The organism is Prevotella conceptionensis 9403948, assembly GCF_000312305.1.
GTDB lineage: Bacteria > Bacteroidota > Bacteroidia > Bacteroidales > Bacteroidaceae > Prevotella > Prevotella conceptionensis.
The window spans coordinates 41,360-58,073 of record NZ_HE999445.1; the positions used below are offsets into that span (position 1 = coordinate 41,360).

Sequence of the window (16,714 nt, forward strand, 5' to 3'; positions counted from 1 at the left end):
GTACTTTTGTATATGGCAAGGCCTATACAGGCATGAAGGCATCTTTACTTTTCACCCTTTTCTTATCTTCTTCAAAAGGATTGGTTTGCAGCTCATAGCGGATGCACAGAAGTAATTCCGATAGGTTACTTTCAAGACATAGCCGCGTTTTGCCACAGACAAATGGGGCTGGATTTCAGATTTTATTGTAAATTTGTACCATACACCGTACACGAGAGGAGTGCTTATCTTGTATTTTCTCGAAACACAAGGATAACAAACTCCGCTCAGTTTATAGGTATATTAAAAATAAAGACGACTTCAAGATGAGAAGAATTATTTTTATTGTGGCACTCATACTTTGTTTTCTTGATGCTAAACCTCAAAAAATAGATATACAAATGAGTACTCATACATTTACTTTAAATGATAGTATATCTTTCTCGGTCTGTAATACAGACTCCTTAGATGTGTTTTTCAATGTACAGTTAGAAAAGAAAAAGAGAGGAGAAAAGTATGTCTTATATACAGAAGATGTGTTTAATAGTCCGTATGGCAAGAGCATTGTATTATGCTTAAAACCAAACGGACATTCTAGGCTTAGCTTTAAATTAAGAAATCAAGTGCTTTATTATATGAGAAAGCACAAAGTTCAAAGCAAAATGACTAATGAATTAAATCAAAAAGGAACTTTTCGTTTAAAGGTTTATTGCGGTTTTAGCTATAAAGATATGGGCTTGATCACTTATTCTGACACTTTCATTATAAGATGAGCATAATAGAATATTGTAGCCTCTTGATTTTTAATGTATCTATAAACAGAGCGGAGTTTGTTGGCTTTGTGATGCCGACATTAGACACCCCCTATCACATACGAAGTGCAGGACAAATCAACTCACTAGCTTATAAACTCACGAAAGCCCAACCTCTACCAAATACATCAACTCGCAACCTCACCAACCCGCCAGTTCATCAACTCAAAACTCGGAAACTAACAACCTCGTACCCCATCAACTCACCTACTTACAAGCTTACCAACTCACAAGGTTAACAACTTAGCAGCTTACTAACTCAGCAACTTACCAACTCACCAATTAACAACCTCGCAAACTTACCAACTCATCGACGCATCTATTCATCAACTTATAAGCTCATCAACTCGCTAACCCAAAAGCTTATTTTTTTGTTTTTATTTTTACAATTGCGTTCTAATTTTCACTCCATTCTAGCGAAAATTTAGGCCAAAAGTATGTAAATATGCACTATTTATAACCTTTCGTACCTTTGGTTTTGTCTATTTTCAGGAGCAAAACCTGCATTTTGCACCATTTAGCCTTTCTAGTTTGGTTGCCAACTCATTATTTTGTACGCCCAAAAACTCGCTTTTAGCTCCTAAAAACCCACTTTTTAATGGTTGTTTTGCCCTTTTTGGTCATGTTTTTCATGGTTCTAAAAGGTTTTATTTATACATTTGTGGTGGATTTTTATGCTTTTCGCCTCGCATTTAGTACCATTTTGCACTGCATTTTGTACCAAAACGCCTTGTATTTTGCACCAAAACGCACTGCATTTAGCACCAAAACGCACTGCGTTTAGCGGCAAAACGCAGTGTATTTAGCAGCAAATTGCACTACATTTTGCTGCAAATGGCCCAAAATATGGTGCAAATGGCGGTTCCGTATAATAAATATTCATTTTGTTGCATTCGCATGTTAACCCCTTTGGGCATCAAAACTAACCTTCGCGAGAATCGATTTTTTGCGGCAAGGTGGGCGGTTGGTGGATAAAAAGGGCACTCATAGTGTTAAAATTTGTGCTGAAAAATTGACAAGATTGTCGGTTGGCGAGTTAACGAGATCTTTTAGTTGTCAAGTTAACAAGTAGACAAGTTAACGAGAGGTTTCGTTGACGAGTTGACGAGAGCGTTGGGTTGTGTGCTTATTGGTTGGGTAGTTGACAAGAATTCAAGTTAACGATTTGATAAGTTAACGAGTTTACGAGAGCGTTGGGTTGTGTGTTTATCAGTTGGGTAGGTGACTAGAGTTCAAGTTAATGAGTTGACAAGTTAACGAGTTTACGAGAGCGTTGGGTTGTGTGCTTATTGGTTGGGTAGGTGACAAGAATTCAAGTTAACGAGTTGACGAGAGCGTTGGGTTGAGTGTTTATTGGTTGGTAGTTGGCAAGAATTCAAGTTAACGAGTTGACAAGTTAACGAGTTGACGAGAGCGTTGGGTTGTGTGTTTATTGGTTGGGTAGGTGACAAGAGTTCAAGTTAATGAGTTGACAAGTTAGCAAGTTGACGAGAGCGTTGGGTTGTTTGCTTGTAGGTTAGGGAGTTGACGAGTTGACGAGTTAACGAGTAAACAAGAGCGAGTGTCATCGTGCAGACTGATATTTGGCAAAATCCCTTACTCCTTCACTCCTTCGCTCCCTTACTACTTACTCACTTACTACTTACTCACTTACTACTTCCTCCCTTACCACTCTACCCCTTACTCCTGACTCCTTACTACTCTATTCCTTACTACCTACTTACTACTCTACTCCTTACTCCTTACTACTTTACTACTTCCTCCCTTACTCCGTCACTCCTCTTTGACAAGCATATTAGTTCATTCCTTTTTCACGGCATAACAACGTTTTGCCATAGACAAATGGGGCGGAATTTCAGATTATATCGTATCTTTGTCCAGTACTTCGTACATGAGCGGGGGAGTTCATTTAGGTTTTACTGCACAAAGACGATAAACTCCACTCCATTTATAGAAATATTTAAAAGTCAAGACAACATCATATCATACCAAACGCTAAAACTTGATAGAATGGCGCAGAAAGACGAACAAAGGCAATTAGACGAACAAAGACAAGTGGACGAACAGATGATGCGCAAGGCTTTAGACGAGGCAAAGCAGGCCTTGGAGCAGGGCGAAGTGCCCATTGGGGCAGTGATTGCCTGCAAAGGTAGGGTGGTGGCGCGTGCTCATAACCTTACCGAAACGCTTTGCGACGTTACGGCGCATGCCGAAATGCAGGCCATAACGGCAGCTGCAAACATGCTTGGCGGAAAGTATTTGCCCGAATGCACGCTCTATGTAACGGTTGAACCTTGCCCCATGTGCGCCGGCGCATGCGGTTGGGCGCAGCTGGGGCGCATTGTTTATGGTACGCGAGATGAGAAACGGGGCTACGAACGCTTTACCCCAAACGTGCTGCATGCTAAGGCTACGGTTACGGCTGGCGTGTTAGAGGAGGAGTGTCGCGAACTAATGAAGAGCTTTTTTAGCGGATTACGAAAATAATTTGTTGGACAGCTTATGCCCCGACGGCATCTTTTAACCCTATCTTATCAGCTTGCTGCGGCCAAATAGGTAAGACGTGCGTGTGTAGTCGAGGGCGCGAGCCAAATAAATGCTGCCAATAACGCCCATTACAACCGAAACAGCTGCATGCAATAGGCCAGTGGGTTCGAAGGCGAAAGCGGGAAGTATGAACTTGGCGAGCATGGTAAAGATGGGGTGGAAGATGTAGATAGGAAAGGTGTTGCGGCCAATGTAATGTGCCGCAGCTTTTATTTTGTTACCCAAATAGGTGTGCAACTTGGCTGCGAAACAGAAAAAACAAAACACACTTACAAGGATGGAGATGGTGCCCCAGTCTTGAAATCTGGGCGTACCTACCAAAAGTAGGAAGGGTATTATGGGCTATAGACTGCTTACATACACCTTAGAAAAGTCTTTAACAAGATGCCTGATAACTACGCCAACGAAATAGTAGGCGGCAAACCTGATGTTAAGTAGGGGCGTGAACTGGGCGGTGAGTATAATGAGGGTGGCGAAAATAGAGAGTTTGGCCGCCATGCTGACTTTCGGGGCGACACGAAACGAGGCATAATAAAGAACGCCACACACCACCATGAGGTGTAAAAACCAGTATGGGCCGATAGACTTAATGAAAAGCACATGGGCATATGCCTGCCAAGTGGGCTGGGTAAGCCCGTCTCTTACAGGCAAAAACAGCGACAAGGCTGCATATCCCGAAACCATTACTACATAGGCCAGGGCTATTTTAGAGAGGTAAAGGGCGTAGGCTTTCACAGGCTTTTCCACGTTTACTAGAAAGCCCGTAACGACCAAGAAGCTTGGCATGAGGAAGGCTAGAATGGCGTTTTTGAGTAGCGGATAGTGTTCACCGAAGTTAACGATGTGGATAAGTATAACTAGGACAATGAGTATTGCCCTGAAAAAGTCGAGTTGGTTATTATGATTCATTGTTAGAATATATAAGGGGGATGCGGCAACTGGCATGTCGCATCCCCCTTGGGGTTGTTAAGGTTCGTTGTGTGTACAGCGGCTTGTTCTGTGCCTTTGTTTGGCCATTGGGTTTAAGGCTAAATGCGTTAGAACAAAGTGTGCGCTGCGGTTAAATAAGCTGGGAAACTTTATCTCACAACAGCAACGAAGTATTTGCTTGTGCTCCAGAACACGTCGGGGTTGGTAATGGTAAGCACATACTCCTTGTTCACGTCTTTTTCGAGCGAGTAGCTAGAAGCGGGGTGAGTGGTGAGGAGCTTAACCGACTTAGAATAGAACTTAATTTCTTTAAGCGTGCGAATGTCTACGCGGGTGAAGTAGGCTTTGTTGAAAGCGCTTTGCAGTACTTTTCCGTCTACAAGGATGCCTTGTTCTTTCAGTTCCTTCTTCGTTCCGAACACGTACCAAGCCGTGTGTATCTGCTTGTCTTGGTCGCTAATGGTTTGTGCCTTCGCCGTGTTGTCGGTTTTCAGTTTCGTAACGTGGGTGTTCAGGTTGCTCACCTTTTCGTCCAACTCCGAGATATGGATGTCTTTGGCATCGAGTTCAGCGCGAAGTTGTTGCAGTTGTTGGTCTTTTTCGTCCAGCTGTTTCATCAGCCTGTCAACCGTTTTCTTCAGTTCTGCACCCTTAAACGTACTTTTCTCCAGTTGTGCGCGCAGTTTCTTCAACAGTGCACGGTTTTCTTCCATGCGTTGTGTGATGAACTTGATGTTTTCTTTAATCTGCTCAGACTTGTTGGCTCCTTCGCCGTCTTTTGCGATATTGACATGGTTTTCGGCCTCATTAATCTGTCGGAATCCGTCTTGGATTTCGTTCATGGTGGCCATCATGTCGTTCAACTGATTGTCTCTTTGTTGGATAATCTGTTGCAAAGAGTCGTTAAGTTGCGGTTCTCCATTGGTTTTACCTTGTTTGCAGGCTGCCAACGACAATACTGCGAAACACGCGATAACAAGTTTCTTCATAATTTTTCTCCTTTCGATTTTTTATCTTTTTTACTACTAGTTCCTGCTAAAACAATAACTATTTCACCACGTGGGGGCGTTTGTTCGAAGTGTTTGGCCACCTCTTGAAGTGTTCCCCGCACGTTTTCTTCGTGCAACTTGGATATTTCCCTGCATACGCACACTTGTCGTTCGGCGCCTACAACTTCGGCCAGTTGGGTAAGGGTTTTCACCAATCTGTAAGGCGATTCGTAGAACACCATCGTACGTTGTTCGTCTTTTAGGCTTTCGAGATAAGTTTTCCGCCCTTTCTTTTGGGGGATGAACCCCTCGAAACAAAACCTGTCGCAAGGCATTCCGGACGACACCACGGCAGGGATGCAAGCCGTTGCGCCTGGCAAGCAGTTAACGGTTATGCCTGCCGCCACCGCTTCGCGCGCCAAGAAGAAACCTGGGTCGCTGATGCCCGGCGTTCCCGCATCACTAACGAGGGCGATGTTTTGCCCCGCTTTAAGGCGTTCTACAATTCCGGCAGACGTGCCATGCTCGTTAAACTTGTGGTGCGATTGCAGGTGAGCCACCTCAATGCCCAGATGTTTAAGCAAGATACCCGTCGTTCGGGTGTCTTCTGCCAGTACCAAATCGGCCTCTTTCAGGGTGCGAATGGCGCGTAGCGTGATGTCCTCCATATTGCCCACAGGGGTGGGTACAATGTATAAGATGCCCATATTGTACGCAAATATAGCAATATATATTCCTAGTAGCAAAAAAAGCATGCGTTTGTTTGCAATTTTTAAAACGTCTTTTTGTACTTTTGCATCAGAATGATTGATAATGTAACCGGCGAAAACCACCGCCAAGGAAGAGTGGAAGTGATTTGTGGCTCGATGTTTTCGGGCAAGACAGAGGAGTTGATACGGCGTATGAAACGTGCCGTGTTTGCCAAACAGCGGGTTGAGATATTTAAGCCAGCCATTGATACGCGCTTTTCGGAAGACGACGTTGTGAGCCACGACCGCAACGCCATACATTGCACGCCCGTAGATTCGTCGGCGGCGATATTGTTGCTTTCGGCAGACATCGACGTGGTGGGCATTGATGAGGCGCAGTTTATGGACGAGGGGTTGGTGGCTGTTTGCAACGAACTGGCCAACCGAGGCGTTCGCGTTATCGTTGCTGGTCTTGACATGGACTTTAAAGGTGTGCCTTTTGGTCCCATGCCTGCACTCTGCGCCATTGCCGACCAAGTAACGAAGGTACATGCCATTTGTGTAAAGTGCGGTGCATTGGCTTACGTGAGCCATCGCATTGTGGAAGGAGAGAAACGTGTGATGCTTGGCGAGATGCAAGAGTACGAACCCCTGTGCAGGCATTGTTATCAAAAGGCCATGCAAGGAGGAAAGGGTGAATGTTAAATAGGAGTGGCGTGACGGATGAAACAAAAGAGCCGTTAAGAGGGCCGAAGCAGATAGGACGGATAAAAACAATCTGCCTAAGTTTGCCGCTCCCGAATGTCTTGTTTGTTTTATCATTTCCGTTTCCCTTTCCCCTATCCCAGAGGTAAACTAAACAACAATAGATATGTTAGAAGAGAAAATAACCCTAGACAAGCTGATAAGATGGGTCGTCTGTGGCCTGATAATCTTTGCGGTTTTCTTCATTACCAACAGCATGAGCGAGGTGCTTTTGCCCTTTTTCGTTGCTTGCTTGTTGGCTTACTTGCTTTATCCTTTGGTGAAATTCACCGAGAAATACCTGCACATACGCATCCGTACGCTGTCCATCCTCTTCGTTTTGTTGGTTCTTGTGGGCTTGATTACAGGCGTCGGGCTGCTTGTGGTGCCGTCGTTGATAGATCAGTTCGACAAGATTTCTGAGTTGGCCGCACGTTATTTGGGCAGTTCCAAAAGTTCGGGCGACCTCTCTGGCTATATTCAGCATTGGCTGCGCGAACACCAAGAAGACATCGACCGCCTTATCAAGAGCAAAGACTTTAACGATGCCGTGCGCACGGCCATGCCCAAGTTGTTTAGCCTTTTGGGACAGACGGCAAGTGTGGTGGTGAGTGTCGTGGCATCGTGCATCACCTTATTATATATGTTCTTCATTTTGCTCGATTACGAGTTCCTTACCGACAACTGGGTACGCATATTCCCAAAGAAGTATCGCCCCTTCTGGAACGAACTTGCGCAAGATGCCTCGCGCGAGCTTAACAATTACATTCGTGGGCAAGGGTTGGTGTCGCTTATCATGGGAATCATGTTTTGTATCGGTTTCACCATCATTGATTTTCCCATGGCCATCGGCATGGGTATTCTTATTGGTGTGATGAACCTGGTGCCTTACCTGCACACTTTCGCCCTTATTCCTACGGCATTCTTGGCTCTTCTCAAAGCTGCCGACACAGGACAGAACTTTTGGATTATCTTCGGAACGGCCATTTTGGTGTTCGCCGTGGTGCAAATCATCTCGGATATGGTGGTAACGCCCCGCGTAATGGGTAAGGCCATGGGGCTAAATCCGGCCATCATCCTGCTTTCGTTGTCTGTGTGGGGGTCGTTATTAGGCTTTATTGGGGTTATCATTGCCTTGCCGCTCACCACCCTTATCATTGCCTACTGGCAGCGATATGTTACCAAAGAAAAGGTGGATGTTGAGCCCGAAACCACCGAAACACCGGCAAAAACAGATGCCTAAAACCAAATAAAACGGCTTTGGCGGATAAAAAACATGCAATTTGTTTGCGAGATTGGCTAAAAGTATGTACCTTTGCACTCGCAAAACAAAAAACGCTTTGTTGGAAGATCCGCTAGCTCAGCTGGTAGAGCACAACACTTTTAATGTTGGGGTCTTGGGTTCGAGCCCCAAGCGGATCACGAAAAGGGCACTCGTAAGGGTGTCCTTTTTTGTGTGTTTAATCCTTATAGCTCTTTTATTCGGTTTTATTCCCATTGTTTTGGGATAACAGAAATCTCATGACTTATTAATGGCATATGGGCGTAAAGCAAACTTCTCTCCTTTCTTATGGTGTTAATTAAATCTGTGCCAAACATCCGTTTTCACAATCTTCTTTTTCGACTTTTAATCTTTTTAATCGTAATAAATAGTAAAAGCAACAGGGCCAGATGGAACAAAACGAAGTAAACCAAATTGTCGTTCAATGCCAGGAAGGTAGCAAAGAATCCTTCCGACGGTTAGTGAGAGAATACCAAAGTATGGTTTTCTCGCTAACGCTCAAGATGCTTTGTGATGAAAAGGATGCAGAAGATGCCTGCCAAGACACTTTCGTTAGTGTTTGGCTGAACTTGCACAAGTACAATTCGGAGAAGGGAAAGTTTTCCACGTGGATATACTCCATTGCCTCTAACATCTGCCTAGACAAGCTTAAACGTCGTAAACCGCAACTACCCATGCCGTCAGACGAAAGCAAATTCAGGGCTTACGCTGCCAACCCATCTCCCGAACGGCAACTCATGAATGCAGAATGGGTGTCTATCGTGAAGGTGTTGACGGCAAAACTCAGTGCTAAACAACAACTTGTTTTCACCCTGCGCGTACTAGAAAACCTTCCAATTGAAGACATTGAGCGTATCACCAATATGAATTCAACCAAGATAAAGAGCAACCTATATGTTGCTAAACAACAGATTAAACAACAACTAATACAACTAGGTTATGAACAAGAATGACAACCTATACGCTGATGTAATAAGGGGATTGCAGGGGAAACGACCTTCCCTTGAACATCCAGACGACATGATAGATGGCGTGATGGCTCGTATTGAACAACGAAACCGCCAACGCGCGTACGTTATTGTTCTTCGTGTCTGCGCCATTGCTGCATCGTTGGCGTTGGTATTTGGCATTTCAGTATGTGTTAGAACTGTGCCAAAAAACAATGATATGGCATTGCTCTATTTACAGGAAACCCTTCCACAAAAGGCTGACGGGGTGTATCTCCAGAACAAGTATTTGAAAAGAAACCAATATGAACTTATAAAACAAAGCATTTATGAAAACAAAAGATAGTTTGATACTCCTTCTTTTGGCAACATTTATGGTTGCATGCAACAATAAGTACCAAGGTAGCGCAACCACGGTTGTTAACGAAGACGGAACATGTAGTAGGGAATTGTCTTTCCAACTCGATTCGGCGCAGTTGGTTAGTGGTGTGTTCAACGCAGATGAAAGTATGTTGAGGTGGGACAAAGGTTGGCAACTGACATGGGGAATAAAGGGTGACAGCCTTCGACATACATTCCCCGTAGGCCTTAAAGCCTATCAAGCACTTAGCAGGCAGTGTTGGAAAGATGGGCGTACGGCAGCAGACACCATCTTGGTGTATGCCAAATGTAACTTCGCTTCTGTGGAAGAAATGGCCAAAGCAACAACGTTCATTGTGGGCTCACGGCGTATCACACCGCGAATAACATTTGAACGTACGCGAGGTTTCTTCCGTACTGAGTACAGATACGAAGAAGTTTATCCCCAGCAACACATCAATTGCCCCATCCCCATGAGTAAATTCTTTACCAAAGACGAGATTGGGTTTTGGTTTAGCGGAACACCCGACCTTGTTGGAGGTCTTAATGGCATTGAGATAGACGACATCACGCAGCACCTTAAAACAAAATACACCCAGTGGCTTGTTGCCAATGATTTTGAACTGACCTATCAAACGATACTCAAAAACTATTCACGCATAGCGACGAAAGCCATAGACAAACAGCGTTTTATTGCCTTGCACGACACGCTTTTGAAAGAATATTCAAGAGAAACCGACCTAACTGCCGTCCATATGGATAGGTCTAAGTGGTTTAAAAAAATCTTCCATTCGGACGTTTATTCGGAAATACTCGACAATGACACGTTGATGATAGAAGTTGATGCCGCTCAAAGAGATTTCCTTGCCCTATCAATGTTCAACATCGATTATAAACTTACCTTTCTCGGTGCTGATAATCCGTCCACACTAAGCAGACTTACGGGTAACAGACTAATGGCTGGCGATGTGGTTATATCGCCCTGCATAATCAAAAAGAACCTATGGGCGTTTGCTTTAACGGGAGCAGTGCTGGTTCTTTCGCTAGTGTTGTTGGTGTTAAAGAGAAAGAAACGTTGAAATATGTTTTGTAAATCGCTTTCAACGATCTTTGAGATTTATATTGCTCATCTTCTGTTTGCCCCTTGAAAAGCAAGCAGAAGATGTTTTTTTCTAGGTGACAAAACGTTAAATTCACTTGTCCTAATTAGCCGTATTCCAGTATTTGGTGAGACGTAGTTTATAGCAATGCCACACGATTTATCGTAGAAGAAAGGGGGCTTGTCGTAAATAAGATGTACCTTTGTCTATAATTAAGGTGAGAACTAAAAAACTTTTGCCGTTGGTTTCTGAAAGAAGAAACCGTCAAGCGGGGGATGATTGCCACAACTCAGCACACAACAGGGCACTTAGATAGCAAGCAATACAGAGTGGCGAAGTTGGTTGCATCCTGTTTTTATACTCCACCAAACAGAACTAAAACCCAAATTAAACGTAGCATGCGCCACTAAGTCATGCACACAAACAATCAAAAGCTATGTCGACAGCCAACGTAAGCGACGGCTACAACCAAAACAATACTGCGAACAATGAAGAAGATAAAGACCTATCCTGCGCTACTTGCGCCTGCATTGCTTACGGCCGTAGGCGCACACGCCAAGCAGGTGAAGAACAGTCGGGCCGACGACACGCGCCGCCCAAACGTGATTATCATTTACGCCGACGACTTGGGGTATGGCGACTTGCAATGTTATGGCGCGAGAAACGTGGAAACACCCAATGTAAACCGCCTTGCCGGCCAGGGCATTCGCTTTACCAATGCGCATGCCGTGGCAGCCACTAGCACCCCTTCGCGCTACTCGTTGCTCACGGGCGAATACGCATGGCGGCGTGCCGACACCGATGTAGCGCCTGGAAATGCGGGCTTGATTATCCGTCCCGAACAGTTTACCATGGCCGATATGTTCAAAAGTGTGGGTTATGCCACCTGTGCCATTGGCAAATGGCACTTGGGACTGGGCGACAAAGGCGGCGAACAAGATTGGAATGCGCAACTGCCTGCCGCTTTGGGCGACCTTGGTTTTGATTACAGTTACATTATGGCGGCCACCAGCGACCGCGTTCCTTGCGTGTTTATCGAAAACGGGCGCGTGGCCAACTACGACTCTTCGGCACCCATTGAGGTGAGTTACAAGCGTAACTTTGAGGGCGAACCAACGGGCAGAACCCATCCCGAACTGCTTTATAACCTCAAATCTAGCCACGGACACGACATGAGTATCGTTAACGGCATTGGTAGAATTGGCTTTATGAAGGGTGGGGGAAAGGCACTATGGAAGGATGAAAACATCGCCGACTCTATCACCGCGCACGCCATTAACTTTATTCGCGACAACCAAAATCGGCCTTTCTTTATGTATTTTACCACCAACGATGTGCACGTTCCGCGCTTTCCGCACGCCCGCTTTCGCGGAAAGAACCCTATGGGCTATCGTGGCGATGCCATTGTGCAGTTTGATTGGAGTGTGGGACAACTGATGAAAACCCTCGAACAATATGGCTTGGCCGACAATACACTCATTATATTAAGCAGCGACAACGGCCCCGTGGTAGACGATGGCTATGCCGACAGGGCCGAAGAATTGCTTAACGGGCATAGTCCTGCTGGCCCATTCAGGGGTAATAAGTACAGTGCTTTCGAGGGCGGAACGGCTATTCCTGTCATTGTGTCGTGGAAAAAGGGCGTGAAAGGCGGTCGGCAAAGCAACGTTTTGATGTCGCAGATAGACTGGCTAGCCTCTTTGGCTCAGCTTGTTGGGGCGCGATTGCCAAAGGGAACAGCCTGCGATAGCGAGCCCCGACTGGGAAATCTTTTGGGGACAGACAACCAAAGTCGCCCTTGGGTTATCGAACAGAGTAGTTCGCGCGTTCTTTCGGTGCGCACGCCGCAATGGAAGTTTATCGAGCCTAGCGACGGCGAGAAGATGATTTCGTGGGGTCCGAAGATAGAAACGGGCAACAATCCCACGCCACAACTATACGATTTGAGCAAGGGTGAGTACGAAAAAGACAACGTGGCCAACGAAAACCCAAACGTGGTGTACGAACTTCAAAACGTGTTGCGCCGCGAAAGGGCGAAGAAAAGGTGAAAGGGGGAAAAGGTGAAAAGGTGAAAAGGTGAAAAGTGAAAAAATGGCTAACGCCTTCTAAAGGTGAAAAGGTGAAAGAGTGAAAAGGTGAAAAAATGGCTAACGCCACCTATACATTTGGCTTAACTCCATAACTCCATACCTCCTAATGGTGAAAGAGTGAAAAGGTGAAAAAATGGCTGACGCCCCCTGCGTATCTGGCTAAATTCAACTTTTTGTTTAACAATTAACAATTAACGAGTTGACAAGTTGATAGGCGCAGCCATTTTTTCACCTTTTCACTCTTTCACCTTTAAAATCCATTTTTTCACTTTTTCCCCTTTTCCCCCTTTCACCCTTTCCTACGCCCTTTTCCCCCCAATCTCTTGGTGTTCTAGCTTAAAAAGCGTAATTTTGCAACGAATTATTATCAAATACAATTATGTCATACAACTTATTAAAAGGTAAGCGCGGTATTATTTTCGGTGCGCTCAACGACATGTCCATCGCTTGGAAAGTGGCAGAACGCTGTGCCGAAGAAGGCGCAAGCATCGTGCTGAGCAACACCGAAATGGCCCTTCGTATGGGCGAACTAGACGCGCTTGCGAAGAAGATTAACGCTCCTGTTGTGGCAGCAGACGCCACCAGCTACGAAGACTTGGAAAACGTCTTTGTAAAGGCACAAGAACTGTTGGGCGGCAAAATCGACTTTGTGCTGCATTCTATCGGAATGAGCCCTAACGTGCGCAAACGCCGCACATACGATGATTTGGACTACAATTGGCTGAACAAGACTCTTGATATCTCGGCTATCTCTTTCCACAAGATGCTGCAAGCCGCTAAAAAGGTAGACGCAATTGCCGAATATGGTTCGGTTGTGGCACTTACCTACATTGCCTCGCATCGCACATTCTTCGGTTACAACGATATGGCCGACGCCAAGAGCCTGCTCGAAAGCATCGCTCGCAGCTTTGGTTATATCTATGGGCGCGAAAAGAACGTGCGCATCAACACCATCTCGCAGTCGCCTACACCCACAACAGCGGGTAAGGGTATCAAGGACATCGACAACATGATGGACTTCGCCGACAAGATGTCGCCCCTTGGAAATGCCTCTGCATTGGAGTGCGCAGACTATTGCGTAACCCTTTTCAGCGACCTTACGCGTAAGGTTACCATGCAAACGCTCTTCCACGATGGTGGTTTCTCGAACATGGGTATGAGCCTCCGCGCCATGAACCAATACAGCAAGGACCTGGGTCCTTACGAAGACGAGAACGGAAAGATTATCTACGGATAAGTTATAAGTGTTGTTCTCGCTGGCTTGTGTGTAAATAGTTACACCAAATATTGGCGATGGCAACGCACTCCGTATACATCCTGCAAACGCCGCTCTTGCCCAAAGCGAGGGTGGCGTTTGTTGTTTTTTAAAGTTCACAAACTCGCGTTCTGCCTTTTTGGGACGGAGATAGTTGGCCGCAGCCATCCCAATAGTTATTTCAACCAAAATCAGTCGTTTTTGTTTCTCACAACCATATCGTACTTTGAAATCCAAATGAGAGATTTGGATTTAACTTGATTATCTTCGTCGTGCTACATTGAAGTCGTCTTGACCTTTAACATTTCTACAAATTGAGAGGAGTTTATGCCTATGAGCTGTAAAACCAAGATAAACGCCCCGAACATATACGAAGTACCCGACAAAGACATGATGAAAATTGAAATTATGCCCCTTTCGTCTGTGGCAAACATGGCTCAGTCTCAAAATGCAAACCCGGCGAGAGTATTTTCAATACATTCTTTACAAGTTGAACGCATCTTTCCAGGGACACATAATGAGAAAAAAGTAAAGAGCACTTCTCTATATTTCTTATGTTCTTATGTCAACATGGACGTATTTATGTCAAAACACGAAAAATGAACGTTTTCGTTAAGCCAAATGAACAATGTCGAGCTGGCACGAACATTGGCGTGGGAGAAAACGCACTCTTCGAGAGACGAGAAAAGTACGATTAACTCGTTCACTTGTCCACTTGTCTTCTTGCCAACCTGTTCGCCTGTTGGTTCGCCAACCATTGTAATCTTTTCAGCAGGAATTTTAACATTATGAGTGCCCTTTTTATCCACCAACCACTCACCTAGCCGCAAAAAATCGTTTCTCGCGAAGGTTCGTTTTGATACAAAAGAGGGTTAGTCTGTGAATGCGGCAAAATGAATTTTTATTTAAAGCAGTCGCCATTTGCACCAACTTTTGGGCTATTTATAGCAAAATGTAGTGCAATATGCCGCAAAACGCAGTGCGTTTTGGTGCTAAATGCAGTGCGTTTTGATGCTAAACGCAAGGTAAAATGGTGCTAAACGCAGTGCAAAATGGTGCTAAATGCAAGACGAAAAGCATAAATATCCACTGAAACTGTATAAACAAAACCTTTTAGAGCCGTTAAAAGCATGACCCCAAAGGGCAAAATGGGCATTAAAAAGTGGGTTTTGGGGGCTAAAAGTGGGTAATCGGGTGTAAATAATAATGGACTGGCAACCAAACTAGAAAGGCTAAATGGTGCAAAATGCAGCCTTTTTTCTTTAAAACGAACAAATTGGAAGGCGCGAAAGACTAGAAATAGTGGCAAATTACCTACTTTATGGCCTATATTTTCGCTAGAACAGCGCGAAAATTAGAGCGACATTGTAAAATAAAAGATAACAATTTAAGTTTTTGAGTTGATGAGTTCGTGAGCTTATGAGTTGATGAGTTTTTGAGCTGATGATTTTTTGAGCTGATGAATTTTTGAACTGGTGAGTTTGTGAATTGCGGAGTTTGTGAATTGCGGAGTTTGTGAATTTGTGAGTTGATGTCTTCGGGAGTTGTTGGGCCTTCATGAGTTTATAGGCCAGTGAGTTGGCTTGTCCTGCATTCGGCTCAATTTATAGAAATATTAAAAGTCAAAAACGACTTCATTAAAAAACGAAAAGGGGAATGTACCATTAAGGCACATCCCCCTTTTATTCTCTGGTGTTACCAAAGCTTATTGGTAATCACATGTTCCGCGTAGAATTATTCAGCAATCTGAACAGTAGCACGACGGTTGAACGAGATAGGCGACAAGTCGTCTACACCACCCTTACCTACGGTCGAAATCTTATCGCGGCTAATACCCATCTTAACCAACTCATTGGCAACCATCTCAGCACGCTTGTCAGAGAGGTATTGGTTACGGTTAACCGAACCTGTTGCGCTATCAGCATAACCCACAACGTTGATGTTGGAGTTGTTCTCCTTAGCATACTTAGCAACCGCCTGAACGTTAACAAGATCCTTTTGCGAAGCAATGTTGGTCTTGTTGATGTTGAAGAATACAGATACCGGCGTGGTTACGAATTCCTTAATAGTCTTCGTTTCAGCAGGCTGTTGGTTAGCCAACATGTTCTTCAAACGAGCGTTTTCAGAAGCAGCATCGTTCAGCTGAGCGTTAAGAGCGTCCATCTGAGCTTGTGATAGAGCCTTCAAAGCATCTACGTCGGGAGTTTTGTTCCAAGTAGACTTACCCAAGTTGAAGGTCAAACCCAATTCAGCATACAGCAAGTTGTCCTTATCTTCCCAACCACGGTTAACATGTGGATCGGCTATGGTGTTGCCCCATCTGCCGTCCATGTCTTCTTCAAAGCGGTTCCAACCAAGTTCGAGGTTGATAGCCATTCTGTCGCAAACGCGGAAAGTGTTAAGTACACCTACGCTGAGGTTCATTGCATAGAGGTCGTGAGTCATCGTACGACCAAGTCCACCACCGAAGAAAGGAATGAGGTTCCAAACGCGGTTGGGGTTGTAACCACACACCATGTTGCTCACATTCAAGAGCACATGTTCGTTAAGGTTCCAGTACTTGTTCTCACGCTTGTTCTCGTCAACAACGGTTCTGCCCCAAATACCTTGCAGTTTGGTACGAAGACCGATGCCAGGAGTAAACCACTTACCTACTGCAATAGCAGCACTAGGGCTTCCACGGAAGCTTTTGAAAGGACTAACGGGAAGGTTCTTTCCATGCTCTTGGTCAGAATACCATGCGTTCCATTCGCCACCTACCTGGATAAACCAGTTGTTCCAAAAGGAATTGGTAGCCACGCTATACTTTTGTACGGGATCAGAATCCTGCGCCATTGATGCAGTAGAAACCCCTGCAAGCGCCAATACAATCAATAATTTTTTCATAACTAATTTTATTAATAAGCAAAAATATCTTCTCTCTATAATTCTGTACCTACCTAAATACATTGCAAAGTTAGTGATTATTTTCTTTATTTTTTCATAGTCTG

12 protein-coding genes, 1 tRNA gene and 1 pseudogene are annotated in these 16,714 nt (G+C 44.8%); 10 read left to right on the forward strand and 4 right to left on the reverse strand.

Annotated features, from left to right (window positions below):
* The first annotated feature begins 305 nt into the window (after positions 1-305).
* Positions 306-752: a hypothetical protein gene (locus tag BN93_RS04555; protein WP_019187162.1), complete on the forward strand. Its 447-nt coding sequence runs from the start codon at positions 306-308 to the stop codon at positions 750-752.
* Positions 753-2,801: 2,049 nt separating this feature from the next.
* A complete protein-coding gene (locus BN93_RS04565) occupies positions 2,802-3,278 on the forward strand; it encodes a nucleoside deaminase (protein ID WP_019187165.1) in 477 nt (158 codons plus the stop codon).
* A 39-nt stretch (positions 3,279-3,317) separates the two neighbouring features.
* Here BN93_RS04565 and BN93_RS04570 read toward each other — a convergent pair.
* The 3 genes and pseudogenes from BN93_RS04570 to rsmI form a co-directional block, all read right to left on the reverse strand.
* A pseudogene (locus BN93_RS04570) lies at positions 3,318-4,283 on the reverse strand (acyltransferase family protein).
* A 134-nt stretch (positions 4,284-4,417) separates the two neighbouring features.
* Entirely contained in the window at positions 4,418-5,257 is an 840-nt protein-coding gene (locus tag BN93_RS04575; protein WP_019187168.1) for a Cbp1 family collagen-binding glycoprotein adhesin, read from the reverse strand.
* Positions 5,254-5,964 (reverse strand): 16S rRNA (cytidine(1402)-2'-O)-methyltransferase, encoded by a 711-nt coding sequence (rsmI, locus tag BN93_RS04580; protein ID WP_044259954.1) that lies wholly within the window; start codon positions 5,962-5,964, stop codon positions 5,254-5,256. Before rsmI ends, BN93_RS04575 begins: the two co-directional genes overlap by 4 nt.
* Positions 5,965-6,060: 96 nt before the next feature.
* Between rsmI and BN93_RS04585 the strand changes: the two genes are divergently transcribed.
* The 8 genes from BN93_RS04585 to BN93_RS04620 all read left to right on the forward strand — a co-directional run bounded on the left by BN93_RS04585 (position 6,061) and on the right by BN93_RS04620 (position 13,706).
* Positions 6,061-6,651 carry a thymidine kinase gene (locus BN93_RS04585; RefSeq protein ID WP_019187170.1) on the forward strand — a complete coding sequence of 197 codons (591 nt, stop codon included), beginning with the start codon at positions 6,061-6,063 and terminating at the stop codon, positions 6,649-6,651.
* Between the two features lie 166 nt (positions 6,652-6,817).
* Complete coding sequence (locus BN93_RS04590; protein ID WP_019187171.1) at positions 6,818-7,933, forward strand: AI-2E family transporter; 1,116 nt, start codon at positions 6,818-6,820, stop codon at positions 7,931-7,933.
* A 106-nt stretch (positions 7,934-8,039) separates the two neighbouring features.
* Positions 8,040-8,112 (forward strand) — tRNA-Lys (locus tag BN93_RS04595).
* A 249-nt stretch (positions 8,113-8,361) separates the two neighbouring features.
* Positions 8,362-8,925 carry an RNA polymerase sigma factor gene (locus tag BN93_RS04600; protein WP_019187172.1) on the forward strand — a complete coding sequence of 188 codons (564 nt, stop codon included), beginning with the start codon at positions 8,362-8,364 and terminating at the stop codon, positions 8,923-8,925.
* On the forward strand, positions 8,912-9,265 hold the full coding sequence (locus BN93_RS04605) for a hypothetical protein (protein ID WP_019187173.1): 354 nt from the start codon (positions 8,912-8,914) through the stop codon (positions 9,263-9,265). The genes BN93_RS04600 and BN93_RS04605 overlap by 14 nt, the downstream gene beginning before the upstream one ends.
* On the forward strand, positions 9,249-10,358 hold the full coding sequence (locus BN93_RS04610) for a hypothetical protein (protein ID WP_019187174.1): 1,110 nt from the start codon (positions 9,249-9,251) through the stop codon (positions 10,356-10,358). The genes BN93_RS04605 and BN93_RS04610 overlap by 17 nt, the downstream gene beginning before the upstream one ends.
* Before the next feature lie 509 nt (positions 10,359-10,867).
* The gene (locus tag BN93_RS04615; RefSeq protein ID WP_019187175.1) at positions 10,868-12,427 is read left to right on the forward strand and encodes a sulfatase-like hydrolase/transferase; all 1,560 of its coding nucleotides are present in this window, start codon (positions 10,868-10,870) and stop codon (positions 12,425-12,427) included.
* A gap of 421 nt (positions 12,428-12,848) precedes the next feature.
* On the forward strand, positions 12,849-13,706 hold the full coding sequence (locus BN93_RS04620) for an enoyl-ACP reductase FabI (protein ID WP_009231463.1): 858 nt from the start codon (positions 12,849-12,851) through the stop codon (positions 13,704-13,706).
* Between the two features lie 1,752 nt (positions 13,707-15,458).
* Here BN93_RS04620 and BN93_RS04630 read toward each other — a convergent pair.
* The gene (locus tag BN93_RS04630; RefSeq protein WP_044078256.1) at positions 15,459-16,610 is read right to left on the reverse strand and encodes an OmpA family protein; all 1,152 of its coding nucleotides are present in this window, start codon (positions 16,608-16,610) and stop codon (positions 15,459-15,461) included.
* Positions 16,611-16,714 lie beyond the last annotated feature (104 nt).

Bases quoted from the DNA above. Each gene is read 5' to 3' on its own strand.
- BN93_RS04585 (WP_019187170.1), top strand. From the start codon at position 6,061: ATGATTGATAATGTAACCGGCGAAAACCACCGCCAAGGAAGAGTGGAA.
- BN93_RS04600 (WP_019187172.1), top strand. From the start codon at position 8,362: ATGGAACAAAACGAAGTAAACCAAATTGTCGTTCAATGCCAGGAAGGT.
- rsmI (WP_044259954.1), bottom strand. From the start codon at position 5,964: ATGGGCATCTTATACATTGTACCCACCCCTGTGGGCAATATGGAGGAC.
- BN93_RS04575 (WP_019187168.1), bottom strand. From the start codon at position 5,257: ATGAAGAAACTTGTTATCGCGTGTTTCGCAGTATTGTCGTTGGCAGCC.
- BN93_RS04610 (WP_019187174.1), top strand. From the start codon at position 9,249: ATGAAAACAAAAGATAGTTTGATACTCCTTCTTTTGGCAACATTTATG.
- BN93_RS04615 (WP_019187175.1), top strand. From the start codon at position 10,868: ATGAAGAAGATAAAGACCTATCCTGCGCTACTTGCGCCTGCATTGCTT.
- BN93_RS04565 (WP_019187165.1), top strand. From the start codon at position 2,802: ATGGCGCAGAAAGACGAACAAAGGCAATTAGACGAACAAAGACAAGTG.
- BN93_RS04590 (WP_019187171.1), top strand. From the start codon at position 6,818: ATGTTAGAAGAGAAAATAACCCTAGACAAGCTGATAAGATGGGTCGTC.
- BN93_RS04605 (WP_019187173.1), top strand. From the start codon at position 8,912: ATGAACAAGAATGACAACCTATACGCTGATGTAATAAGGGGATTGCAG.
- BN93_RS04555 (WP_019187162.1), top strand. From the start codon at position 306: ATGAGAAGAATTATTTTTATTGTGGCACTCATACTTTGTTTTCTTGAT.
- BN93_RS04620 (WP_009231463.1), top strand. From the start codon at position 12,849: ATGTCATACAACTTATTAAAAGGTAAGCGCGGTATTATTTTCGGTGCG.
- BN93_RS04630 (WP_044078256.1), bottom strand. From the start codon at position 16,610: ATGAAAAAATTATTGATTGTATTGGCGCTTGCAGGGGTTTCTACTGCA.